Here is a 21,263-nt window from a genome sequence, read left to right on the forward strand (position 1 = left end):
TCCGTCAGCAAAAGGTGACGATGAGTTTATCACCTCCAGATTTTTGCAACAGTGCCCCTGGATTTGCCAATCAGCCCCATCTGGAGCAGTAACGGTCTTGCATCGGTTGCGGGGTTGGTTGTGTAGTCGATACCGTAGACAGGTTTGGCGGACGCCAGAACGGAAGATAGATAACTCACATCGTGGTTAACAGTGGAAGGGCCAGCACCAGCGCCGTTTCTCTGGCGGCAGTGCTCAATGACGTGGGTGGTTGAAAGGTCTGTAAGAGGGATTTCGGCTATGTCGCAGTCCAGCAACATATCCAGTACATAACGTTTTGTTCGTCCGGCTTTGCCGCCGAGATTGGGATCATTGATATAGCGTTTTAGCAGATCGCCAATGGCCATTTTATTTAAGTCGTTGGCAGTCGGCACCCCATTTGTTTCCAGTTCAGCAACCCTGCCAGCACCCCACGTTTTGGCATGGGCCTGTTTGCTGAATGTCCGGTTTTCCCGGTAGAGATATTTCCCACCTTCTTTCACGCCCACGGTGCAGCGTTAGCGTAAAGTCCCATCGGCGCGTTGACGTTTTTCTATGCTAGAGCATGGCTGAATGTTTTTCTGTCATCTTTAAAGCACATTCTATAATTCGTCAGTGTTCATTCAGCAATCAGGATGCCTGGCAAAGGGGCTTTTTCTGAAAAGAGTAGAGGAAATGTGCGTCGCTTCAAAAATCTGCTACGTGGTTTACGGTAAAACTTGCTACATGCACACTGGGTAATCAATATTCTTGAAACGTTTCAGCGTTATCTGTTCAGTCTGTTAAAAGTGAGATTCCGCTTTTTTTCTCAAATTAGCTGAAACGATTCAATTTCAGCAACGAGGAGAACTATGTTCCAGCTTGAACTGTCCGCTATCCATCCCGGTGCCCGCGCCGGAGACAAAGAAGATGCTATCCGGCAGGTTGCTGCGGCATTAACCGCAGCAGGTAATGTAGGTGAAAGATACGTTAATGGCATGCTGGCCCGTGAACAGCAGATCACTACTTACTTGGGCAACGGTATTGCCATTCCCCATGGCACCACCGATACCCGCGATCTGGTGCTAAATACAGGCGTGCAGGTTTACCAGTTTCCTCAGGGGATTGACTGGGGTGACGGCCAAATTGCCTATGTGGTGATTGGCATAGCTGCGAAGTCGGATGAGCACCTCGCGCTGCTGCGTCAGCTTACGCATGCGCTCAGTGATAACAGCATGGCTGAACAGCTAAAAACGACTGACTCCGCAGAAACGTTATGCAGTCTGCTGATGGGTGAAAAGCAGGCCAATGAATTCAAATTTGATACCTCACTGATTTCTACTGAGGTTGCAGCAAGCGATCTGATCACATTGCAGGCTCTCAATGCTGGCCGCTTGCAGCAGGCAGGGGCCGTGGATGCCAGTTTTGTCAGCAAAGTGGTATCGACCCGCCCGCTCAACCTGGGGCAGGGGATCTGGTTGAACGACAGTACGGAAGGCAATCTCACCAGCGCCGTGGCGGTTAGCCGTAGTGCTACCCCGTTTGACGTCGATGGCGAAAAAGCCGCTCTGCTGATTACTGTTGCCGTTACTGATGATCAGCCTTTAAGCGTACTGAACTACCTGAGCGAGTTGCTATACACACAAAAAGCGGAGCATCTTCTTAACGCCGACGCCGCGGGAATTCTGACACTGCTGACCAGTGACATTGCCGGACAGGCTGATGTGCTGACGGAAGAGTTTACCATCCGCAACGAACACGGTCTGCATGCCCGCCCTGGAACGGCGCTGGTCAGCGTTATTAAACAGTTCAATGCTGAGATTACCGCTACCAACCTTGACGGCAGTGGTAAACCAGCCAATGGCCGTAGCCTGATGAAGGTCGTCGCACTTGGCGTGAAAAAAGGTCACCGCCTGCGCTTTACTGCCAGCGGTGAAGATGCCCGCGCTGCCCTTGATGCCATCGGTGAAGCCATCGCTTCGGGTCTTGGCGAGGGGGCCGCATGAGCAGACGTGTTGCAACCATTACGCTGAACCCGGCCTATGACCTGGTGGGCTACACTCCGAAAATTGAGCGTGGCGAAGTCAATCTGGTTAAAACCACCGGCCTGCACGCCGCCGGAAAAGGTATAAATGTTGCTAAGGTACTGAAAGATCTGGGTATTGATGTCACCGTGGGCGGTTTTTTAGGTAAAGAAAATCAGGACGGTTTTCAGCATCTGTTTAGCGAACTGGGTATCGCAAATCGTTTTCAGGTGGTGGAAGGGCGTACACGCATCAATGTCAAACTGACGGAAAAAGAAAGCGAGGTCACCGATCTGAACTTTTCCGGTTTCACCGTGATGCAGCAGGACTGGGACCGTTTCAGTGCTGACTCGTTGAGCTGGCTTGGCCAGTTCGACATGGTTTGCGTAAGCGGCAGCCTGCCGGAAGGCGTCAACCCGGAAGATTTTACCCGCTGGATGAGCGCGCTGCGGACGCACTGCCCGTGCATTATTTTTGACAGCAGCCGTGAGGCGCTGGTGGCGGGCCTTAAAGCCGCGCCGTGGCTGGTAAAACCCAACCAGCGTGAGCTGGAAATCTGGGCTGGCCGTAAATTGCCAACTTTGCAGGATGTAATTGGAGCCGCTCATTTACTGCGCGAACAGGGAATCGCCCATGTGGTGATCTCGCTGGGAGCAGAAGGTGCGCTGTGGGTGAACGCTTCAGGTGAATGGATCGCCAAACCACCAGCTTGTGAAGTGGTGAGCACCGTGGGTGCCGGGGATTCAATGGTCGGTGGGCTGATTTATGGCTTGCTGATGCGCGAGTCCAGCGAGCACACACTGCGTCTTGCAACCGCTGTGGCAGCAATGGCCGTCAGCCAGAGCAACGTAGGCGTTACCGATCGTACCCAGTTGGCCGCAATGATGGCGCGCGTCGACCTAAAACCCTTTAACTGACAGCAGGAGAGCATAATGAAAACGCTGCTGATAATTGATTCTTCGCTGGGGCTGGCAACAGGCTATCTGGCAAAAAATATCACTACCACCGCGGCAGCCAGTAAAGGGCTGACTCTGACGGAAAACCTTGCAGAGGCCGATAGGATCATCGTTGCCGGGAAGCATATTCCTACAGACGGCACGCTGGACGGTAAAGCAATTTACCTCGCGGACATTGAACAGTTACTGCAAGAGCCAGCGGCGGTGCTTGAACAGGCACAGTCCGGCGCTAAAGTCTGGCACGCTCCGGCTACAGCGGACCTCCCTGCACGGTCCGGTGCGGCGACGGCAGGCCCGAAACGTATCGTTGCGGTCACCGCCTGCCCTACTGGTGTGGCACATACTTTTATGGCCGCAGAAGCCATTGATGCCGAAGCGAAAAAACGTGGCTGGTGGGTTAAAGTTGAAACCCGTGGTTCTGTTGGTGCGGGCAATGCCATCACCCCGGAAGAAGTGGCGGCAGCCGATCTGGTTATTGTGGCTGCAGATATTGACGTTGACCTGGCTAAATTTGCTGGTAAACCCATGTATCGCACTTCTACCAGCCTGGCACTAAAAAAAACCGTGCAGGAACTGGACAAAGCCGTAGCGGAAGCCAGACCTTACCAGCCAAAAGGTGGCAGTCAGTCGACGGGAGACGCCGAAGAGAAAAAAGAGAAAGCGGGCGCATACCGCCATTTGCTGACCGGTGTTTCCTACATGTTACCGATGGTGGTGGCGGGTGGCCTGAGCATTGCGCTCTCTTTCGCGTTTGGTATCACCGCATTTAAAGAACCGGGTACGCTGGCGGCGGCGCTGATGCAAATTGGTGGCGGCAGTGCGTTTGCCCTTATGGTGCCGGTACTGGCGGGTTTTATCGCCTTTTCCATTGCAGACCGTCCGGGACTGACACCGGGCCTGATTGGTGGGATGATTGCCACCAGCATCAATGCCGGATTCCTGGGTGGCATCATTGCTGGTTTCATTGCCGGTTATGCGGCGAAACTTATCAGCGCTAAAGTGAAACTGCCGCAAAGTATGGAGGCGTTGAAACCTATCCTGATTATTCCGCTGGCAGCCAGTCTGATCACCGGTCTGCTGATGATCTATGTCGTGGGTACACCTGTGGCAAAAATCATGGAAGGGCTGACCCACTGGCTGGCGAATATGGGCACGGCTAATGCGGTTCTTCTGGGTGCGATCCTCGGCGGTATGATGTGTACTGACATGGGGGGACCGGTAAATAAAGTGGCATACGCTTTTGGTGTTGGCCTGCTCAGTTCGCAGACCTATGCGCCAATGGCAGCCATTATGGCGGCAGGCATGGTTCCACCGCTGGCGATGGGGCTGGCAACGCTGGTTGCCCGTAAGAAATTTAATAAAGGTCAGCAGGAAGGTGGCAAAGCGGCACTGGTTCTGGGACTGTGCTTTATCTCCGAAGGTGCCATCCCGTTTGCGGCACGCGACCCGATGCGCGTTCTGCCATGCTGTATTATCGGAGGCGCACTGACCGGTGCCATTTCAATGACGATAGGTGCCAAACTGATGGCACCGCACGGCGGACTGTTTGTGCTGTTGATTCCCGGCGCGATCACGCCAGTGCTGGGTTACCTGATGGCAATCATTGCAGGTACGCTGGTCGCTGGTCTGGCTTACGCTATTCTGAAACGCCCGGAAGCGGAACTGGCGAAAGCCTGAATCCTCATTCGGTAAAAGCAGAGCAGGGGGCAGAAAAGGTACACTAAGCTATTTCTGTCCCTGCCCTTTTTTTGTTACTCGATTAGCCGTGACTCAGTGCGCTACGGTTTTTGGTAAATCCTGCGCAGCAACGTACTGTCTTAACAGGCTGTCGGCGTGGTGGTGAACGTGCGATCTGTTGTATTCGCCGACACAGGTAAATAATCATTTTGAAGGTATCAGCAGCCAGGCAAAGGTTGCGTCAGCGACAGGTTTTGGATGGTATCTCTCCAGTCGGGAGTGATGGCCAGCATGGCGGGATTTCCCATCTGTAAAACAAACGCTTGTGCCGGAAGCGCTAACACAGTTGCGCACAATTATCTTAATAGTTATCCCTGATATCGCTTCATCTGCCGTTTGCCAGGCATACCGGGTATGGAAAATTCTTCAGCGCTGTCAGGCAGAGAAAACAGCTCCCGTTGCCGGCTGACCAAAAGTGGAGAGCCGTTTCGCAAAGCGCTCTAAATAAGCGTTCCTGACTGCGCTGCGCTTTTTATCTGGTTTCACCACATAAGGCGTTGCTCATGACTGGCATGGAATGCAGGCGCACGACGACCTGACATTCACCCGAACAAGTCGGTTGATTCAGAACCAGTTTGTCCAGTTCCAGCGGTATTGGGAACAGTTATTTATCTGAAGCGCCATTCAATGGTGGCGGCAAAGATGGAAGGAAAGATAATCCCGGCTTCAATGCCCACCCGGCGATTAAAATTGTACTGCATACTGTTATAAAGATAGGGCGAGAAGCCTGCGCCAGTTGCTTTCCTGAAAGCAGGATAAGAGCAACTGTCACCACACTGACGAAAGGGTTAAAAAAGAACTCACCGGTGTAGCCATATACACGTTTAAAACCCCCGCCGTTATCCCGGTCAGCCCAGTTTCTTCTCACCGCCAGCGTGAGCCGGGGGGGGGATTGGCGCAATATTGCAGATAAAGAGGATAAATCATTGCGCTGCAACTGGCTGTTTACAGTAAAGAATTTAGCGTGGCGATAAAAGAACGGCCAGGGTGGCAAAGTGAAAAAAACGACTGGCTTCTGGCGAGAGCCCCCAGCGCGGTCCGGCATAAATTACTGTGCTGTTTAGCTCAGGTTAATGTTGTTCGGATTTCAGCCAGGCAATTTCATCTTTCCAGATATCGGGATTGATTGTCTCCAGGATTAGCGGAATCCCGTCAAAGCGGCTGTCTTTCATCAACCAGCTGAATACCGTTTTACCTATGTTTCCTGCCCCCAGACTGTCATGGCGATCTACCCGGCTGGCGAACGCGCTTTTGGCATCGTTGAGATGCATTCCGCGTAAATAACGAAAGCCGACAACCCGATCGAATTCGGCAAAGGTTTTCACACATTCCTCTTCGGTGCGCAAATCGTAACCGCCGGCAAAGGCGTGACAGGTATCAATACATACCCCAACGCGCGATTTATCCTCTACGCCTTCGATGATCGCAGCCAGGTGCTCAAAGCGAAAACCCAGATTGCTGCCCTGGCCGGCGGTGTTTTCAATGACGGCGGTCACGCCTGCTGTTTTGTCGAGAGCGATATTGATCGACCCGGCGATGCGTTGCAGGCAGGTGTCTTCGTCAATCTGGTGCAGATGGCTGCCGGGATGGAAATTAAGTAGCGAAAGACCAAGCTGCTGGCAGCGGCTCATTTCATCAATAAAGGCATCACGGGATTTCTCCAGCGCCTCATGAACAGGATGTCCCAGATTAATCAGGTAGCTGTCATGTGGCAGGATTTGTCCGGGCTGGTAGTGATATTTCTCACAGGCAGAGCGAAACGCGACAATCACCTCGCTGGTGAGCGGAGCCGCACGCCACTGGCGCTGATTTTTAGTAAAAAGTGCAAAGGCGGTTGCCTCCAGTTCATGGGCGCGAACAACCGCCTGGTCCACGCCGCCGGCTGCACTAACGTGAGCGCCGATAAATTTCATGCCGTTTCTCCTGTGGGATATGCATCTGACGACGCAAACCAACAATGATAACCGCCCGCCGGTAAATCATGTCAATAAATGTTGAAAAACAAGGTTAATTGCGCCGCCGCCAATAATCAGCCAGCCAAACAGCAGCGCCCCCAGCAACAGCGGTTTTAGCCCGGTCTGTTTCAGCGCGCTAAAGCGGGTGGTCAGCCCCAGTGCGGCCATCGCGGTGGTCAGCAGCAGATTATCAAGCTGATTCAGGCTGTCGATAACCGCCTGCGGCAGCAGATGCAGGGAATTGAACAGCGCAACAAGAATAAAAATCGGCGCGAACCAGGGAAACGCGATGTTATTTGCCTGTTTTTCAGCGGGGGTTTTACCGCGTTGAATTTTTGCACTTAGCAAAAGCAGGAAAGGTGCCAGCATCATCACTCGCAGCATTTTAGCAATTACAGCGGCACTTTCTGTTTCCGGGCTGACGGTATGCCCGGCCGCAACGACCTGAGCAACTTCATGCAACGTGGAGCCGGTAAAAATACCCCAACTGGTTTTTGTTATTGCGGGAAATGCCTCGCTGGCCAGGTGCCAGAGCAGCGGATAAATAAAAATGCCCGGCGTACCAAATAGCACCACAGTGGCGATAGCAACGGTCACCTTTGATGAGTGTGCCCGTACCACTGGTGCGGTGATCATCACGGCGGCTGCACCGCAGATGCTGCTGCCAGCCCCAATCAGCCAGCAGGTATCACGGTCAAGGCCAAAAACGCGCTGTCCTCACAGACAGGCCAGCATAAATGTCGAGCTAAGTGTCAGCACGTCAATTAACACGCCACTGATGCCAACGCCAGCGATCTGTTGCAGCGTCAGGCGAAAGCCATAGAGGATAATACCGATACGCAGTAAACGCTGTTTTGCCAGCATTACGCCGGGATTGCAGCGTTGGGCAAAATACGGATAAAACGTATTCCCCACCAGCATACCGGCAACTATGGCGAGGGTGAGTGCTCCCAGCCCCAGTGCGGCCAGCGCAGGCTGATGACTCAACCAGATAGCTGCCAGGGCCAGCAATAGCGAAAACAAAATCCCGGTAAGGTAACGCAGTGGACGAGGCGGGTAATGGGTGAGGGTCAGATCGGCCGTAGCGATACTCCTGTGAAGAGCGTGCAGCATGCGACAAATCGATTTAAAAGAGAAATTGATTATATATTTATAATTAACCAGAATAAGTGTTATGTCAGAACCAGAAGCCGTGGCGTAAGGAACAGCGATGCACATTACCTTAAGACAGCTTGAAGTATTTACTGAGGTGCTAAAAAGCGGCTCAACCACCCAGGCTGCACAGCAGCTCTCACTTTCCCAGTCGGCGGTGAGTGCGGCGCTGGCGGATCTGGAAGGCCAGCTTAACGTCCAGTTGTTTGACCGTGTGAGTAAACGGCTGGTGGTCAATGAACATGGCCGCCTGCTCTATCCACGTGCGATGGCGCTGCTTGACCAGGCAGGTGAAATTGAGCAGCTGTTTCATGAAGACAAAGGTGCGCTGCGCGTTTTTGCCAGTAGCACCATCGGTAACTATATGCTGCCCGGCATGATCGCTCGCTGGCGGCGGGATTACCCGGATTTGCCGCTTGAGCTAAGTGTCGGCAATAGTCAGGACGTCATCAACGCCGTGGCTGATTTCCGCGTTGATATCGGTCTGATCGAGGGACCGTGTCACAGGAACGAAGTAATCAGCGAAGCCTGGCTTGAAGATGAGCTGGTGGTGTTTGCGACACCTGACGCGTCCGTGCTAAACAGGCCGGTAACTCTGGAAAGCCTTGCCAGCGCACCGTGGATCCTGCGTGAACAAGGTTCCGGCACCCGGGAAATCGTTGATTATCTGCTGCTGTCACACTTGCCCTCATTCCGGCTGGCGCTTGAGCTGGGAAACTCAGAGGCGATCAAACACGCAGTACGTCATGGCATGGGTATCAGCTGTCTTTCCCGGCGGGTCATCGAGGAGCAATTGCACAGCGGAACGCTGTGCGAAGTACCGCTGCCAATGCCTGCACTGAAACGTACGCTGTACCGGATTCAACATCGGCAAAAGCATCTCTCCAGACCACTGTTACGTTTTCTCAGCTACTGTAATGAAAAGCCTTAGGTGGTAATATACTGATTATAATTGTTTTTATGCGGATAGTTCTTTTAAGGCTAATAATTTTTCAATGATTATTAAGCTATCTTATGTCGGGAGTGTTAACACTATTGTTGTCGGAAGAGTTTGCTACAATCACGCCTCATTTTATTCAGAGCACAGCATCTCAAGATGGTTAAAGACAAAATAACAACACAACAACTTGGGTTACGCCGGGCATTAAAAGCACGTCATCTGACGATGATTGCCATTGGCGGTTCTATTGGAACCGGTCTGTTTGTGGCATCAGGTGCGACGATCTCACAGGCAGGGCCGGGAGGTGCGCTACTGTCCTATGCGTTAATTGGCCTGATGGTTTATTTCCTGATGACCAGCCTGGGCGAGCTGGCGGCATTTATGCCGGTTTCAGGATCGTTTTCCACCTACGGTTCGCGCTATGTCGAGGAGGGCTTCGGCTTCGCGCTGGGGTGGAACTACTGGTACAACTGGGCAGTGACCATCGCCGTTGATCTGGTGGCATCGCAACTGGTGATGACCTACTGGTTCCCCGATACGCCGGGCTGGATTTGGAGTGCTGTCTTCCTCAGTGCGCTGTTTTTGCTCAACTATCTCTCGGTAAAGGGCTTTGGTGAGGCGGAATACTGGTTTTCACTGATCAAAGTGATGACTGTGATTATTTTCATCCTGGTAGGCGTTATGATGATTGTTGGCATTTTGCGCGGCAGCCAACCGGTGGGCAGCTGGGCCAACTGGCATATTGGTGATGCGCCTTTTGCCGGGGGATTCTCTGCCATGATTGGCGTTGCCATGATCGTCGGCTTTTCGTTTCAGGGAACCGAACTGATCGGTATTGCGGCGGGTGAATCTGAAGATCCTGCCAAAAATATTCCGCGTTCCGTGCGGCAGGTGTTCTGGCGTATTCTGCTGTTTTACGTGCTGGCGATCCTGGTCATCAGTCTGATAATCCCTTACACTGCCCCCGAGTTGCTGCGCAACGATGTAAAAGACATCAGTGTCAGCCCCTTTACCCTGGTGTTTCAACATGCCGGTTTGCTGTCGGCAGCGGGGGTGATGAATGCGGTGATCCTCACCTCCGTGCTTTCTGCCGGAAACTCGGGTATGTATGCCTCTACCCGCATGTTGTTCACCCTGGCACGCGACGGCAAGGCACCAAAAATGTTTGGCAAACTTTCGGCGGGCGGTGTGCCGCGAAATGCGCTCTATGCCACAACGCTGGTGGCTGCACTGTGCTTTCTGACTTCGCTGTTTGGCAATCAGTCTGTCTATTTGTGGCTGCTAAACACGTCGGGCATGACCGGGTTTATCGCCTGGCTGGGGATTGCTATCAGTCACTATCGTTTTCGCCGCGGTTATGTGTCGCAGGGACACGATCTGGCCGCGCTACCGTATCTTTCCCGCTTTTTCCCGCTCGGGCCGATGTTTGCCTTTGTATTGTGTCTGGTGATTACCCTGGGACAAAATTATCAGGCTTTCTTTGCCGATAGTATTGACTGGTATGGTGTTGCCGCAACCTATGTCGGTATTCCGCTGTTTCTGGTGATTTGGTTCAGTTACAAGCTTTGCAAGAAAACCCGTTTTATTAAATACAGTGAAATGACGTTCCCCACCTTTAAGCAACCGCGGTAATACGTGCTTTTTATCCTTAAAGTTAAATAGTTAACCTGAAAGGTTATTGATAATTATTATCATTTCCTTTACTGTTATCGGCCTGTTATTTCCCTCTCAGGTACAAACATGAGTTTAACTCACGATTCTGCCCGGCAGGCTGGCGGGCAGCAAAATGAAAGTGTGATGGTCAGCTATCACCGGGTGCTGCGTCATCGTATGGTGATGATAAGCGTCCTGATGATTGCCATCGTCGCTTCGCTGCTGCTCGACTTCACGCTTGGCCCTTCCGGTTTGTCGCTGTCCACCCTGTGGCAGACGCTGTTGTCGCCGGAAAGCGTGGATGCCGGAACCCGTGTCATCGTCTGGGATATTCGTTTACCGTACGCGCTGATGGCGGTCGTGGTGGGGCTGTCCCTGGGCCTTGCCGGGGCCGAGATGCAAACTATCCTCAATAATCCGCTGGCCAGTCCCTTTACACTGGGCGTCTCTTCCGCGGCGGCATTTGGTGCGGCGCTGGCGATTGTGCTGGGAATAGGTATCCCTGGTATTCCGGGTCAGTGGTTTATCTCGGCCAACGCCTTTATTTTTGCGCTCTTTGCGGCCTTAATGCTGGACGGCGTGACGCGCTGGACGCGGATTGCCAGCTCCGGCGTGGTGCTGTTTGGTATTGCGCTGGTTTTCACCTCCAATGCGCTGGTGTCGATGCTGCAATTTATTGCCAGCGAAGATACCCTGCAGGGGCTGGTGTTCTGGACTATGGGCAGCCTGGCGCGGGCGTCGTGGGAGAAACTTGGCGTACTCACCGGGATGTTTGTAGTGTTGGTTCCGTTATCGATGATGAGCGCCTGGAAACTGACGGCACTGCGTCTGGGCGAAGACCGCGCCGTCAGTTTCGGCATAGATGTACGTCGTTTGCGGCTGGCCACCTTGCTTCGCATCAGCATTCTCTCCGCAATATCGGTGGCGTTTGTGGGTCCAATTGGCTTTATCGGGCTGGTAGCGCCGCACATTGCCCGTTTGTTGTTTGGCGAAGATCACCGCTTTTATCTGCCAGCCAGTGCGCTTACCGGTGCGCTGGTGCTGTCTCTGGCTTCGGTAGCCTCAAAAAATCTGATACCGGGTGCCATCATTCCGGTTGGCATCGTGACCTCACTGATAGGCGTGCCATTTTTCCTGAGTATTATTCTGCGTCATCGGGGGAATGTCTGATGGATGGATTGAAAATCAGCGGTTTTGCTGCGGGTTACCCTAAACGCCAGATCATTGACGACCTCAATGTGCCGCTGTTGCCTCGTGGCAAAATCACCGTTCTGCTGGGACCAAATGGCTGCGGCAAATCCACGCTGCTGCGTTCGCTGGCTGGCCTGAACCGGGCACAGGGCGAGGTCTGGCTGAACGGCAGCGAGATGATGGCGCTGCCGTTTGCCCGGCGTGCGGACAAGGTGGTTTATCTGCCGCAGTCCCTGCCTGCAGGGGTGCACCTTCACGTTCTGGAATCGATTATTGTGGCACAGCGCGCATCGGGCGGACGCAGTACGCAGACCAGCGAAGCAGAATTGATGGCACTGCTGGAAAGGCTGGGTATCGCGCATCTGGCGATGAGTTTTCTTGACCAGCTTTCCGGCGGACAGAAACAGCTGGTCGGGCTGGCACAGTCGCTGATTCGTCGGCCCGAATTGCTGCTGCTGGATGAACCTCTGAGCGCGCTTGACCTGAATTACCAGTTTCACGTCATGGATTTAATCCGCCGCGAAACCAGCCGCCGCAATATCGTGACCATTGTGGTGGTTCATGACATCAATATTGCGCTGCGTCACGGCGATCATATATTGATGCTGCAAAATGGCGAGCTGATCGCCGATGGTTTACCGGACGCGGTGATCACGCCGGAAAGCCTGGCGAAAGTCTACGGCGTAAAAGGGCGTATTGAACGCTGCTCTCACGGGCTGCCTCAGGTGCTGATCGATGGGCTGGTGGCGGAACCCGGCTGCTGAGTGGCAGGACAGCGGGCCGGATATTCCTGGCCCGACAGGGACTCAGGCAAACAGATGCCCGGCGTGGAAACGCAGATGGTCGTCAACAAAACTGGCAATAAAAAAGTAGCTGTGATCGTAACCGGGCTGAACACGTACCGTTAGCGGCCAGTCTTTCTCCTTCGCAATCAACGCCAGCTGCTCTGGGCGGAGCTGATCCGCAAGAAACTGATCGCTATCGCCCTGATCAATAAGTACCGGAACAGGATCGGCACTCTGCTGCATCAGCCAACAGCTGTCGTAATGCTGCCAGCCGTTGCGGTCATCACCCAGATAAGCGCTGAACGCTTTTTGTCCCCACGGTACCTCAAGCGGATTCACAATGGGTGCCAATGCGGATACCGAGGTAAACCTGCCGGGGTTACGCAGGGCCAGCACCAGCGCACCGTGGCCTCCCATCGAATGCCCCACGATTGCCTGACGCTCGCTGACGCGGAACTTCCCGGCGATAAGCGCGGGAAGTTCCTCATTCAGATAGTCATACATGCGATAGTGTGTTTTCCAGGGAAGTTGGGTGGCGTTAAGATAGAACCCCGCTCCCTGGCCCAGGTCGTAACTATCATCATCGGGCACGTTTTCACCACGCGGGCTGGTATCGGGCATCACCAGTACCAGTCCAAGCTCTGCGGCGGTGCGCTGCGCACCTGATTTGACCGAGAAATTCTCATCGGAACAGGTCAGCCCGGCAAGGCACCACACCACCGGCGGTGGGGTTCCCTCCTCAGGAGCGGGCAGGAAAATACTGAAGGTGATGGTGCAATTAAGCACCGTTGACTGATGTCGGTAGCGCTGCTGCCAGCCGCCAAACAGGCGATGTTCTTCCAGCAGTTCCAGAGAGGCTGCCATTGCTCCCCCTTATTATTTGTTGTAATGCACCACGGTGCGGATCGATTTACCTTCGTGCATCAACTCAAAGGCCTGATTAATCTCTTCCAGCGGAAGGGTATGAGTAATGAAATCGTCCAGTCGGAATTCCCCGTCAAGATAGCGCTGAACAATATCCGGCAGCTGTGAACGTCCTTTGACCCCGCCAAAAGCGGAACCGCGCCAGACGCGGCCTGTTACCAGCTGGAACGGCCGGGTGGCAATCTCTTCGCCCGCGCCGGCCACACCGATAATCACCGATTCACCCCAGCCCTTATGGCAGCATTCCAGCGCCGAACGCATCACGTTGACGTTGCCGATGCATTCAAAGGAGAAATCCACACCACCATCGGTCATCTCAACAATGACATCCTGAATGGGACGATCGTAATCCTTAGGGTTAATCAGGTCGGTGGCACCCAGCTTTGCCGCCAGATCGAATTTACTGGTATTAAGATCAACACCGATAATCCGGCCTGCTTTTGCCATTTTCGCGCCGATAATCGCTGACAGTCCAATGCCGCCAAGCCCGAAAATCGCCACGGTATCGCCTTCTTTCACCTTAGCCGTATTCATTACAGCGCCCATACCGGTGGTGACGCCACAGCCGAGCAGACAGACCTCTTCCAGCGGTGCCTCTTTACTGATCTTAGCCAGTGAAATCTCCGGCGCCACCGTGTATTCAGAGAAGGTTGAGGTCCCCATATAATGAAAAATTGGTTTGCCTTCCTTGAAGAAACGGGTGGTGCCATCCGGCATCAGGCCTTTACCTTGGGTAGCGCGAATTGCCTGGCAAAGGTTGGTTTTGCCGGACAGGCAGAACTTGCATTTTCCACATTCTGGCGTGTAAAGCGGAATCACGTGATCGCCCACCGCCACGCTGGTCACGCCTTCACCAACGGCTTCAACAATGCCTCCGCCTTCATGACCGAGAATCGCGGGGAACACGCCTTCGGGATCTTTCCCTGAGAGCGTGTAGGCATCGGTATGACAAACGCCCGTGGCAACGATACGCACCAGCACTTCGCCTTTTTGTGGCGGCATCAGGTCCACTTCTTCAATTTTCAGGGGTTCACCGGCAGCCCAGGCAACGGCGGCACGTGTTTTAATCATTTCCATGGCTTCCTCTCTCTTGTGACCAGTCATTCTGTCTGGCCTTACATAGTCACACCGGCAGCATGCGGTGCGTGTTTAACTGAACTCTTCTGCGATGCGGAGAGACTGAACGGATTTGTTCACGCCGATCAGCAAGGGGTAACATTTTGCCCGCGCAGGCGGTTACCGCCTGTATATCTTGCGGCCAGTAAACGGATAGTTAATATTAGCTTAACAACATAACCTTTACGCAAAACATTCAGCCTGATGCCGAATGTTGGCCTGTGGCAGCCATAATCTGCCTGCAACCGTAATCAATGCCATGCCCTTTAAATCAAAATTAACTCACCCCCAGAACCTGAGCGACGAGGCGCTGGCTGAACAGGTGTTTCTCCGCACAAAAATAGCGGCTGAAGCCTGTGAAATGAACTCTTTGATACTTTTCCTGTCAGGAAAAAAGTATCTTTTCTCAGCAGCAATGAAAGCAAATTTTTGAGCGCACTACATCATCATCATCATTTGAACTCGCTGCAACAAGGTGCGACGCCCGTCACCTGACATATCTTCAGTCAGGTTCACCTTATACAGCTGGTGGAAATTGATAAAGCCAGTATAAGTAAGTTCAGGAAAAAATTCATTTAATTTCATATTGATCGGGGCAAAGCTCACGAGTTGCAGGCGTGGTACGAAGAAGAAAAATCGCGAATAAATCCGCAAGGTGATACAGATGTTTGACCTGCTCCCTGTTGATTAATGGGTCTTCCCCAATCATGGTGGGAGGATCAGAACGTCATATCCAGCTTCCCGTAATGGAACATCACCCCCAGTTTAAATCGCTCCCGGTTTCGATAGCCTCTGGCCTTTATCCTCAGCAGCCTTATTTTGCTGTTCAGCGCTTCGGCATTACCATTTGAGACGCTGTACCGCATGGCGTTAAGTATTCCGTACAGCCTTTTTGTGATGGTTCCTGCCATATTTCTCATTACCGGCACATCGCAACTTTTCGCCAGTGCTATCCACTGCAACCAGTCTGCACGTCGTTTGTCACTCCAGGGGCGGTTCCAGATATCTTTCGCCAGCTCTTTCAGTGTCCAGCACTGGCTGGTCAGTTGCATCTGTTCTCTCAGCCATGCCAGTTTTTCCTGTCGGGGCTCTGTCATCCATTTGTCACTGTATTGCCACAGGAAGCGGGTTCCTTTTGCCTGACGGCGGCTGTCAACCGGAAGTCGGGGATGTTCGTTCTGCCGTGTCTTATCAACGATTTCACCCAGCTGTTTTGCCACATGGAAGCGGTCAAAGGCTATTTTCTCTACGGCGCCCGGAAGATGGATGCGTGCCGCTCTGATATATCCGGCATTCATATCCATTGAGAACGTTTTGACTGCCTGCAGCTGACTGTCGGTGAGGGTGCGAAGATAGCTGGCAAGACTTTCTGTTCCCCGATCATCCGTTAATGCCAGCGCTCGTCCCTCACGATCTGATATCACTGTGATGTACCGGTGCCCTTTTTTGAACGCAACTTCGTCCACATTCATATGCCGGGCTGATAGCGGCTTTTTTATTCGCGCAAGACCACGTTTAACTGCCCGGGTCATAATGCCGTCAACGGCATTCCAGCTAAGCTTAAGTTGCTTTCTTACCGCATCAACCGTGCTAATTTTCAGCCAGGAAAGGATGAATGATTCGAACAATAACGTATATCGGCTACCAGCTCCGGCCCACGGAACAGGTAACGTCTGGCATCCATGGTCTGGACACATGACCCGGGGGACATTCGCCTCAACGACAGTCATGAACTGGCAGGTATCAAGATGACGCCATTTGCGGTGGCGGTGATCGTGAACAGGGCATTGCTGCCTGCATGTCGGGCAGATTAGCAGTGAATTTTTGGCGATCCCGACAACAACGGTGACAGAGCCAGTATTTTCATCAAGGGAAAGTGATTCAACCTGCCACGGGGCGGACAGGTTGAGAATGTGGGCGTATAGCGATTTTTCATCCATATATGCAGATGAGTCCTCATATAAGCAACGTAGCTAAAGTAACGGATGCAGTTTTTTCCGCTGGAATCCCTGAGTCACTGTATTGTCATCATGAATGAGAGATGAATCGTGCGGGTAGAATGTTCTGCGGGGCATCCCAATCTCTTCACGAAATTTATTTTCTGAAAGAACTTCTTCAGAAAAAGCACCCAACCCAACAGTCCTGGCTTCTTCGAGTAAAAGTGGGGAGTGTGTTTGTAATTCTGGTTGAGAACTCTCAACTTTCAGGCGCTCTCCATTTAAATTGTGGAAAACGTGGAGAAGTTCATGGAAAACAATGCACGCATGAAAGTCTACCAGGCTAATTCCTTGCGCGCAGGGATATTCAACTGCATTCAGATTACAGTGAAAGTCGGAGCCAGTTCCTCGGGAGTTTTCAGCATCCGTATTGCAGTGTGCTATCACCCCTAACTCAGCAGAATCGAGATGTATTGCCAGTTTTTCTGATTTGAGTCGGGATGTTAATTCAATACAGTTCAAAAGAGTACGTCCAGTGTCTGTGGATTCGATCTTATCGAGAGCAGCTTCAAGATGCTTGTAGATTTTAAGGTCAGTCCCGTGGAAACAGAGTTGTTGGTTGTTTTTCACCCAGCGCACACCCGACATTTTTACAAGAGATTGAATGTCTGTGGCTGAAATTGAATTCGAAGATGAGGGTAGAGGTAACGAAGGTAATGTCAGGTTAAGGGATGTAGGGCGCATTAAGACCTCCTGAGGATAAGCGCAAGTCAAGAGGATTATACTTGATTGGCAGTGTGCGCCACCACAACAGGGGAAGACCCAAAAATAAACAGTGTTGAGTTAATCAACGCTGACTGCCTGCATTATATCGCCACCCTTCCTGATAACTCCATCGATCTGATTGTTACCGATCCGCCTTACTTCAAGGTGAAGCCAAACGGATGGGATAACCAGTGGAAAGGGGATGAAGACTATCTTCGCTGGCTCGATCGTTGCCTGGCTGAATTCTGGCGGGTGCTGAAACCTGCCGGTAGCATTTACTTGTTTTGCGGTCACCGACTTGCTGCGGATATCGAAATCTTAATGCGCGACCGTTTCCGTATCCTGAACCACATCATCTGGGCTAAACCAAGCGGTCGCTGGAATGGCTGTAATAAAGAAAGCCTGCGCGCGTATTTCCCTGCCACTGAGCGTGTTCTGTTTGCTGAGCACTATCAGGGGCCATGCAAGCCCAAAGACGATGGCTATGCGGCAAAATGTGGTGAACTCAAACAGCATGTGCTGACACCGCTCATTGCCTATTTTCAGGATGCGCGGGAAGCGCTTGGCGTTACCTCTAAACAAATCGTCGAGGCCACCGGAAAGAAGAACATGGTTTCGCACTGGTTTGGTTCCAGCCAGTGGCAGTTGCCGGGTGAAGCGGATTACCTCAAATTGCAGAAGCTTTTCACCCGGATCGCTATCGAGAAGCATCAGCGTGCCGAACTGGCGCAGCCTCACCACCACCTCGTGGCAACATACCAGTCACTGAACCGTAAATTGTACTAGCTCAGACCTGATCTGACAGTTACCGGTTATTTATACAGGTGTCTGTCAGATTACATCTGGTTCAGATTTTTTTCTGCCCAGACTCGTTTACCATCAAGTAACGTGGCCATTGGCGTACGCCCGCAGCACATTTTTCCCTGATGAGTTCGCTCATTATTGTAATGCCACAACCAGTTGTCCAGATCCGTTTGCAGGCTCTCCAGGTCTTCGTATAACTTCTTACGGAACGTAACCTGATAAAAATCCTGCAAAATAGTTTTATGGAAGCGCTCGCAGATGCCGTTCGTCTGCGGAGACATCGCCTTCGTTTTTGTATGGTCGATATCGTTGATGGCCAGATACAGCTGGTAATCATGCTGCTCCACCTTACCACAGTACTCCGTTCCCCTGTCGGTCAGGATCCTCAGCATCGGCAGTCCCTGAGCCTCGTAGAACGGCAGTACGCGATCATTGAGCAGGTCTGCGGCGGTGATCGGCGTTTTACTCGTATACAGCTTGCAGTGTGCCACTTTCGAGTACGTATCCACGAACGTCTGCTGGTAGATACGACCCACACCTTTCAGATTGCCCACGTAGAAGGTGTCCTGCGACCCGAGATAACCCGGGTGAGCAGTTTCGATTTCTCCGCTGGCCTCGTCATCGTGGGCCTTCTTCTCCAGCGCTGCGATTTGAGCGTCGGTAAGCACGATGCCTTCTCTGGCGACCTTTTCCTCAAGTGCCTTCAGGCGTTTACGGAAGTTCTCCAGGTCGTGCCGTTGCCAGATGGAGCGCACGCCGCTACCGGAGATAAACACGCCTTTTTTACGCAGCTCATTACTGGTCCGGTGTTGCCCGTGGGCCGGGAACTCAACGGCATATTCAACAACAGCGCGTTCAGTGGCTTCGTCGGCGCGGTTCTTCAGGTTGGGGACGCGGCGGTTCTGGTTAATCAGCGCATCGATGCCGCCTTCAGCAGCCAGTTCCTGATAACGGTAAAACGTGTCGCGTGACACGCCCATGATCTTGCAGGCTTTTGATACGTTACCGAGTTCTTCGGCGAGATTGAGCAGGCCGGCTTTGTGTTTGATGATGGGATTGTTAGTATGAAGCATGAGAGTTACCTCGCGTTTTGTTTAAGGATTAGACACCCATATCAAAACCGGTAACTCTCAACCTTTCAAGGTCCAGTGTCAGATCAAGTCGCGACTAATACAGAGGATGTGAGTTCCCACTCATCACGTTGTTTTTTCTCATCCTCCAACTCAATGATGCGATCCTTTGCAGACACAAGAAGTTCCTGAAGTGACATCTGCTGCTGCTGAGCATCCATGAGTTTATCGAGCAGGTCATATGTTTTCTCTTTGACAGAGTAATCGACCTGCATCGACTGAATTTCTCTCGCGGCACTAACGGCCCCCTTTAGCGCTCCGCTGGCACCAGAAACAGCACTGGCTATACGACTGATAAGTCCTTTTTCCTCGATCATTACAATTCCCTCTTCTTGATATGGTTATCTTCAGCGATTTAACAATATCAGAACGAGAATTATGCCGCCAGGCGCTATCTGGCTCCAAGTTTAAGGCTGCCACCAGGCGGCCTTTTTTATTTTCCAATTTTTGCACATGCCCCTCGCATTGGGCGACGGAGTGATACCAATGCCAAGTCGTGATCCGGGTTCCTACGGGCTGTTAGCGTGGGTGCTCATAACCGCAATGTCGATATACGGGGGCTTCGTGAAATATATCATCGATGTCCGGACGCAAAAGCTCGCGTGGAGCTGGGTAGCTGCGCTGGCCCAGGTCGCAATATCCGGCTTTGCGGGCCTGATTGGTGGCCTGCTGGCTATTGAGTCCGGCCTGAGTATTTATTACGTGCTGGTCGCCGCGGGCATGTCCGGCACTATGGGCAGCGTTGCGCTGAACTATTTCTGGGAACGGCTGACGGGGATGAAAAATGCAAACTGATGAGGTTTGGAAAGACATTTCAGGCTATGAGGAGCGTTATCAGGTGTCTAATTTAGGGCGTGTCCGAAGTAAACGGCCTAAAGGCAATTATTTGATCCTCAAATCAAACCGTCTGAGGCACGGATACGTTTCATTCAGGCTATATAAAAACAAGTCCCCTAAAGCTTTTACGGCGCACCAGCTTGTTGCTAAAGCTTTTGTTACTAACCCGGAGGGGAAACCTCAGGTTAATCACATTAATGGCGTGAAAGACGATAACAGAGCTGAGAATTTAGAGTGGTCTACTCGCTCTGAAAATCAAAAACATGCATTTCGCACGAGGTTAAACGTGAGTGCAAGCGGCACATTATCCAGAAATTTTAAGGGTAAGGTCGTCGCTACCAATATTGAAAGCGGAAAAATTATAATTCTTGCGGGTACGGCAGATATACAACGCTATGGATTTAGCCCGAGCGAGGTCTACAAAGTTATCAACAACGCCAGCAGGAATGCACACAGGGGTTATACCTTCACGAGGGCGGTAAATTGAACATAAGTCAAACTGGCCTCGACCTGATTAAGCAGTCCGAAGGGCTTGAGACAACGGCATATCTCTGCCCGGCTGGCGTCTGGACCATTGGCTACGGTCATACGCATGGCGTTAAGCGGGGCGACGCGGTCACCGGTCGGCAGGCTGAGGAGTATCTGAGGGAAGACCTGCAGGTAGCTGAGCTGACGGTAAACACCAACGCCAAAGCGGTACTGACGCAGGGCCAGTTCGACGCGCTGGTAGCGTTCGTGTTCAATGTTGGCGCGGGTAATTTCGTCCGGTCTACGCTGCTGCGGAAACTGAACGCTGGCGATTATGCTGGCGCTGCGGCTGAGTTTGGCCGCTGGATATACGCAGGTAAAACGGAGTTGCCGGGTCTGATCAGACGCCGCGCCGCCGAGCGCGAGCTGTTTCTGTCATGAACGGGAATACGCTGGCTGTGGGCACTCTGCTTGCCGCGGTTGCGGTGCTGTCAGCCATCACGCGCCACTACATAATCCAGTACAGCGAAGCGGCAACCTTGGCAGCAGAACGGCAGGAAACCATTACCGATATGCAGCGCAGGCAGAAAGACGCTGCGCTTCTTGATGAAAAATACATCAGGGAACAGGCAGATGCTCAACGCACTATTAAAAACCTTGAGTCTGACGTTGCTGCTGGCCGTAAGCGGTTGCGGGTCGCAGCAACCTGTACGCAGCAATCCACCGCACCCGGCAGCTTGGGCGATGCTTCCAGCGCCAGACTTGATGACGCCGCTCAACGGGATTATTTCACCCTCAGAGAGCGAATCACAACAGTCACAGGGCAGGTGAAATACCTGCAGGATTACATCCGGCAACAATGCCTGCATTAATAGGGCCTCACTAACGCGGG

The 21,263-nt window shown here is 52.5% G+C and carries 19 protein-coding genes and 3 pseudogenes; 12 read left to right on the forward strand and 10 right to left on the reverse strand.

Features of this window, described 5'->3' with window-relative positions:
- Positions 1-59 precede the first annotated feature (59 nt).
- Positions 60-593 (reverse strand): annotated as a pseudogene (locus tag LU633_RS07815) (site-specific integrase); the annotation flags it as partial.
- Between the two features lie 276 nt (positions 594-869).
- Here LU633_RS07815 and fruB point away from each other — a divergent pair.
- From fruB to fruA, 3 genes are read left to right on the forward strand one after another with little or no spacing between them, the layout of a single operon-like run.
- Complete coding sequence (gene fruB, locus LU633_RS07820; RefSeq protein ID WP_016192935.1) at positions 870-2,003, forward strand: fused PTS fructose transporter subunit IIA/HPr protein; 1,134 nt, start codon at positions 870-872, stop codon at positions 2,001-2,003.
- Positions 2,000-2,938 (forward strand): 1-phosphofructokinase, encoded by a 939-nt coding sequence (fruK, locus tag LU633_RS07825; protein WP_016192934.1) that lies wholly within the window; start codon positions 2,000-2,002, stop codon positions 2,936-2,938. Before fruB ends, fruK begins: the two co-directional genes overlap by 4 nt.
- A gap of 15 nt (positions 2,939-2,953) precedes the next feature.
- Positions 2,954-4,654, forward strand: coding sequence for a PTS fructose transporter subunit IIBC (gene fruA / locus LU633_RS07830; RefSeq protein WP_016192933.1), 1,701 nt, complete (start codon positions 2,954-2,956; stop codon positions 4,652-4,654).
- A 664-nt stretch (positions 4,655-5,318) separates the two neighbouring features.
- Here the strand turns inward: fruA and LU633_RS07835 are convergent.
- The 3 genes and pseudogenes from LU633_RS07835 to LU633_RS07845 form a co-directional block, all read right to left on the reverse strand.
- Positions 5,319-5,759, reverse strand: coding sequence for a hypothetical protein (locus LU633_RS07835; protein WP_016192932.1), 441 nt, complete (start codon positions 5,757-5,759; stop codon positions 5,319-5,321).
- Positions 5,760-5,784: 25 nt separating this feature from the next.
- A complete protein-coding gene (gene nfo / locus LU633_RS07840) occupies positions 5,785-6,627 on the reverse strand; it encodes a deoxyribonuclease IV (protein WP_016192931.1) in 843 nt (280 codons plus the stop codon).
- 66 nt (positions 6,628-6,693) lie between these two features.
- Positions 6,694-7,782, reverse strand: a pseudogene (locus LU633_RS07845) (YeiH family putative sulfate export transporter).
- A gap of 97 nt (positions 7,783-7,879) precedes the next feature.
- On the opposite strand from LU633_RS07845, the gene yieE reads away from it, so the two are divergent.
- The 4 genes from yieE (at position 7,880) to LU633_RS07865 (ending at position 12,369) form a co-directional block, all read left to right on the forward strand.
- The gene (yieE, locus tag LU633_RS07850) at positions 7,880-8,752 is read left to right on the forward strand and encodes a DNA-binding transcriptional regulator YeiE (protein WP_016192928.1); all 873 of its coding nucleotides are present in this window, start codon (positions 7,880-7,882) and stop codon (positions 8,750-8,752) included.
- Positions 8,753-8,917: 165 nt separating this feature from the next.
- Positions 8,918-10,393: an amino acid permease gene (locus LU633_RS07855; protein WP_016192927.1), complete on the forward strand. Its 1,476-nt coding sequence runs from the start codon at positions 8,918-8,920 to the stop codon at positions 10,391-10,393.
- A 108-nt stretch (positions 10,394-10,501) separates the two neighbouring features.
- Complete coding sequence (locus LU633_RS07860) at positions 10,502-11,584, forward strand: FecCD family ABC transporter permease (RefSeq protein ID WP_016192926.1); 1,083 nt, start codon at positions 10,502-10,504, stop codon at positions 11,582-11,584.
- Positions 11,584-12,369, forward strand: coding sequence for an ABC transporter ATP-binding protein (locus tag LU633_RS07865; RefSeq protein WP_016192925.1), 786 nt, complete (start codon positions 11,584-11,586; stop codon positions 12,367-12,369). The genes LU633_RS07860 and LU633_RS07865 overlap by 1 nt, the downstream gene beginning before the upstream one ends.
- A 42-nt stretch (positions 12,370-12,411) precedes the next feature.
- On the opposite strand, the gene fghA is transcribed toward LU633_RS07865, so the two are convergent.
- The 4 genes from fghA to LU633_RS07885 all read right to left on the reverse strand — a co-directional run bounded on the left by fghA (position 12,412) and on the right by LU633_RS07885 (position 17,111).
- Complete coding sequence (gene fghA / locus LU633_RS07870; protein ID WP_016192924.1) at positions 12,412-13,254, reverse strand: S-formylglutathione hydrolase; 843 nt, start codon at positions 13,252-13,254, stop codon at positions 12,412-12,414.
- Positions 13,255-13,266: 12 nt separating this feature from the next.
- Positions 13,267-14,391, reverse strand: coding sequence for an S-(hydroxymethyl)glutathione dehydrogenase/class III alcohol dehydrogenase (locus tag LU633_RS07875; protein ID WP_016192923.1), 1,125 nt, complete (start codon positions 14,389-14,391; stop codon positions 13,267-13,269).
- Positions 14,392-15,149: 758 nt separating this feature from the next.
- The gene (locus tag LU633_RS07880; RefSeq protein WP_046371929.1) at positions 15,150-16,370 is read right to left on the reverse strand and encodes an ISL3 family transposase; all 1,221 of its coding nucleotides are present in this window, start codon (positions 16,368-16,370) and stop codon (positions 15,150-15,152) included.
- 33 nt (positions 16,371-16,403) lie between these two features.
- Positions 16,404-17,111 carry a M91 family zinc metallopeptidase gene (locus LU633_RS07885; RefSeq protein ID WP_046372137.1) on the reverse strand — a complete coding sequence of 236 codons (708 nt, stop codon included), beginning with the start codon at positions 17,109-17,111 and terminating at the stop codon, positions 16,404-16,406.
- Between the two features lie 51 nt (positions 17,112-17,162).
- Between LU633_RS07885 and LU633_RS07890 the strand changes: the two are divergent.
- Positions 17,163-17,909 (forward strand): annotated as a pseudogene (locus tag LU633_RS07890) (DNA-methyltransferase); the annotation flags it as partial.
- Positions 17,910-17,968: 59 nt separating this feature from the next.
- Here LU633_RS07890 and LU633_RS07895 read toward each other — a convergent pair.
- Positions 17,969-19,009: an IS481 family transposase gene (locus tag LU633_RS07895; protein WP_046371797.1), complete on the reverse strand. Its 1,041-nt coding sequence runs from the start codon at positions 19,007-19,009 to the stop codon at positions 17,969-17,971.
- A gap of 83 nt (positions 19,010-19,092) precedes the next feature.
- Positions 19,093-19,383 (reverse strand): hypothetical protein, encoded by a 291-nt coding sequence (locus tag LU633_RS07900; protein WP_052734744.1) that lies wholly within the window; start codon positions 19,381-19,383, stop codon positions 19,093-19,095.
- A gap of 226 nt (positions 19,384-19,609) precedes the next feature.
- Between LU633_RS07900 and LU633_RS07905 the strand changes: the two genes are divergently transcribed.
- The 4 genes from LU633_RS07905 to LU633_RS26460 are packed head-to-tail and all read left to right on the forward strand — an operon-like array spanning position 19,610 to position 21,243.
- Complete coding sequence (locus LU633_RS07905) at positions 19,610-19,861, forward strand: phage holin family protein (RefSeq protein ID WP_407647021.1); 252 nt, start codon at positions 19,610-19,612, stop codon at positions 19,859-19,861.
- Positions 19,851-20,390: an NUMOD4 motif-containing HNH endonuclease gene (locus LU633_RS07910; protein ID WP_016193236.1), complete on the forward strand. Its 540-nt coding sequence runs from the start codon at positions 19,851-19,853 to the stop codon at positions 20,388-20,390. Before LU633_RS07905 ends, LU633_RS07910 begins: the two co-directional genes overlap by 11 nt.
- Positions 20,387-20,812 (forward strand): lysozyme, encoded by a 426-nt coding sequence (locus LU633_RS07915; protein WP_016193237.1) that lies wholly within the window; start codon positions 20,387-20,389, stop codon positions 20,810-20,812. The genes LU633_RS07910 and LU633_RS07915 overlap by 4 nt, the downstream gene beginning before the upstream one ends.
- Positions 20,809-21,243: a lysis protein gene (locus LU633_RS26460; protein WP_016193238.1), complete on the forward strand. Its 435-nt coding sequence runs from the start codon at positions 20,809-20,811 to the stop codon at positions 21,241-21,243. The genes LU633_RS07915 and LU633_RS26460 overlap by 4 nt, the downstream gene beginning before the upstream one ends.
- The last annotated feature ends 20 nt before the right edge of the window (positions 21,244-21,263 follow it).

It is taken from the genome of Erwinia tracheiphila (genome assembly GCF_021365465.1).
Classification (GTDB): Bacteria; Pseudomonadota; Gammaproteobacteria; order Enterobacterales; family Enterobacteriaceae; genus Erwinia; species Erwinia tracheiphila.

Bases quoted from the DNA above. Each gene is read 5' to 3' on its own strand.
- fruB (WP_016192935.1), top strand. From the start codon at position 870: ATGTTCCAGCTTGAACTGTCCGCTATCCATCCCGGTGCCCGCGCCGGA.
- fruK (WP_016192934.1), top strand. From the start codon at position 2,000: ATGAGCAGACGTGTTGCAACCATTACGCTGAACCCGGCCTATGACCTG.
- fruA (WP_016192933.1), top strand. From the start codon at position 2,954: ATGAAAACGCTGCTGATAATTGATTCTTCGCTGGGGCTGGCAACAGGC.
- LU633_RS07835 (WP_016192932.1), bottom strand. From the start codon at position 5,759: ATGCCGGACCGCGCTGGGGGCTCTCGCCAGAAGCCAGTCGTTTTTTTC.
- nfo (WP_016192931.1), bottom strand. From the start codon at position 6,627: ATGAAATTTATCGGCGCTCACGTTAGTGCAGCCGGCGGCGTGGACCAG.
- yieE (WP_016192928.1), top strand. From the start codon at position 7,880: ATGCACATTACCTTAAGACAGCTTGAAGTATTTACTGAGGTGCTAAAA.
- LU633_RS07855 (WP_016192927.1), top strand. From the start codon at position 8,918: ATGGTTAAAGACAAAATAACAACACAACAACTTGGGTTACGCCGGGCA.
- LU633_RS07860 (WP_016192926.1), top strand. From the start codon at position 10,502: ATGAGTTTAACTCACGATTCTGCCCGGCAGGCTGGCGGGCAGCAAAAT.
- LU633_RS07865 (WP_016192925.1), top strand. From the start codon at position 11,584: ATGGATGGATTGAAAATCAGCGGTTTTGCTGCGGGTTACCCTAAACGC.
- fghA (WP_016192924.1), bottom strand. From the start codon at position 13,254: ATGGCAGCCTCTCTGGAACTGCTGGAAGAACATCGCCTGTTTGGCGGC.
- LU633_RS07875 (WP_016192923.1), bottom strand. From the start codon at position 14,391: ATGGAAATGATTAAAACACGTGCCGCCGTTGCCTGGGCTGCCGGTGAA.
- LU633_RS07880 (WP_046371929.1), bottom strand. From the start codon at position 16,370: ATGGATGAAAAATCGCTATACGCCCACATTCTCAACCTGTCCGCCCCG.
- LU633_RS07885 (WP_046372137.1), bottom strand. From the start codon at position 17,111: ATGCGCCCTACATCCCTTAACCTGACATTACCTTCGTTACCTCTACCC.
- LU633_RS07895 (WP_046371797.1), bottom strand. From the start codon at position 19,009: ATGCTTCATACTAACAATCCCATCATCAAACACAAAGCCGGCCTGCTC.
- LU633_RS07900 (WP_052734744.1), bottom strand. From the start codon at position 19,383: ATGATCGAGGAAAAAGGACTTATCAGTCGTATAGCCAGTGCTGTTTCT.
- LU633_RS07905 (WP_407647021.1), top strand. From the start codon at position 19,610: ATGTCGATATACGGGGGCTTCGTGAAATATATCATCGATGTCCGGACG.
- LU633_RS07910 (WP_016193236.1), top strand. From the start codon at position 19,851: ATGCAAACTGATGAGGTTTGGAAAGACATTTCAGGCTATGAGGAGCGT.
- LU633_RS26460 (WP_016193238.1), top strand. From the start codon at position 20,809: ATGAACGGGAATACGCTGGCTGTGGGCACTCTGCTTGCCGCGGTTGCG.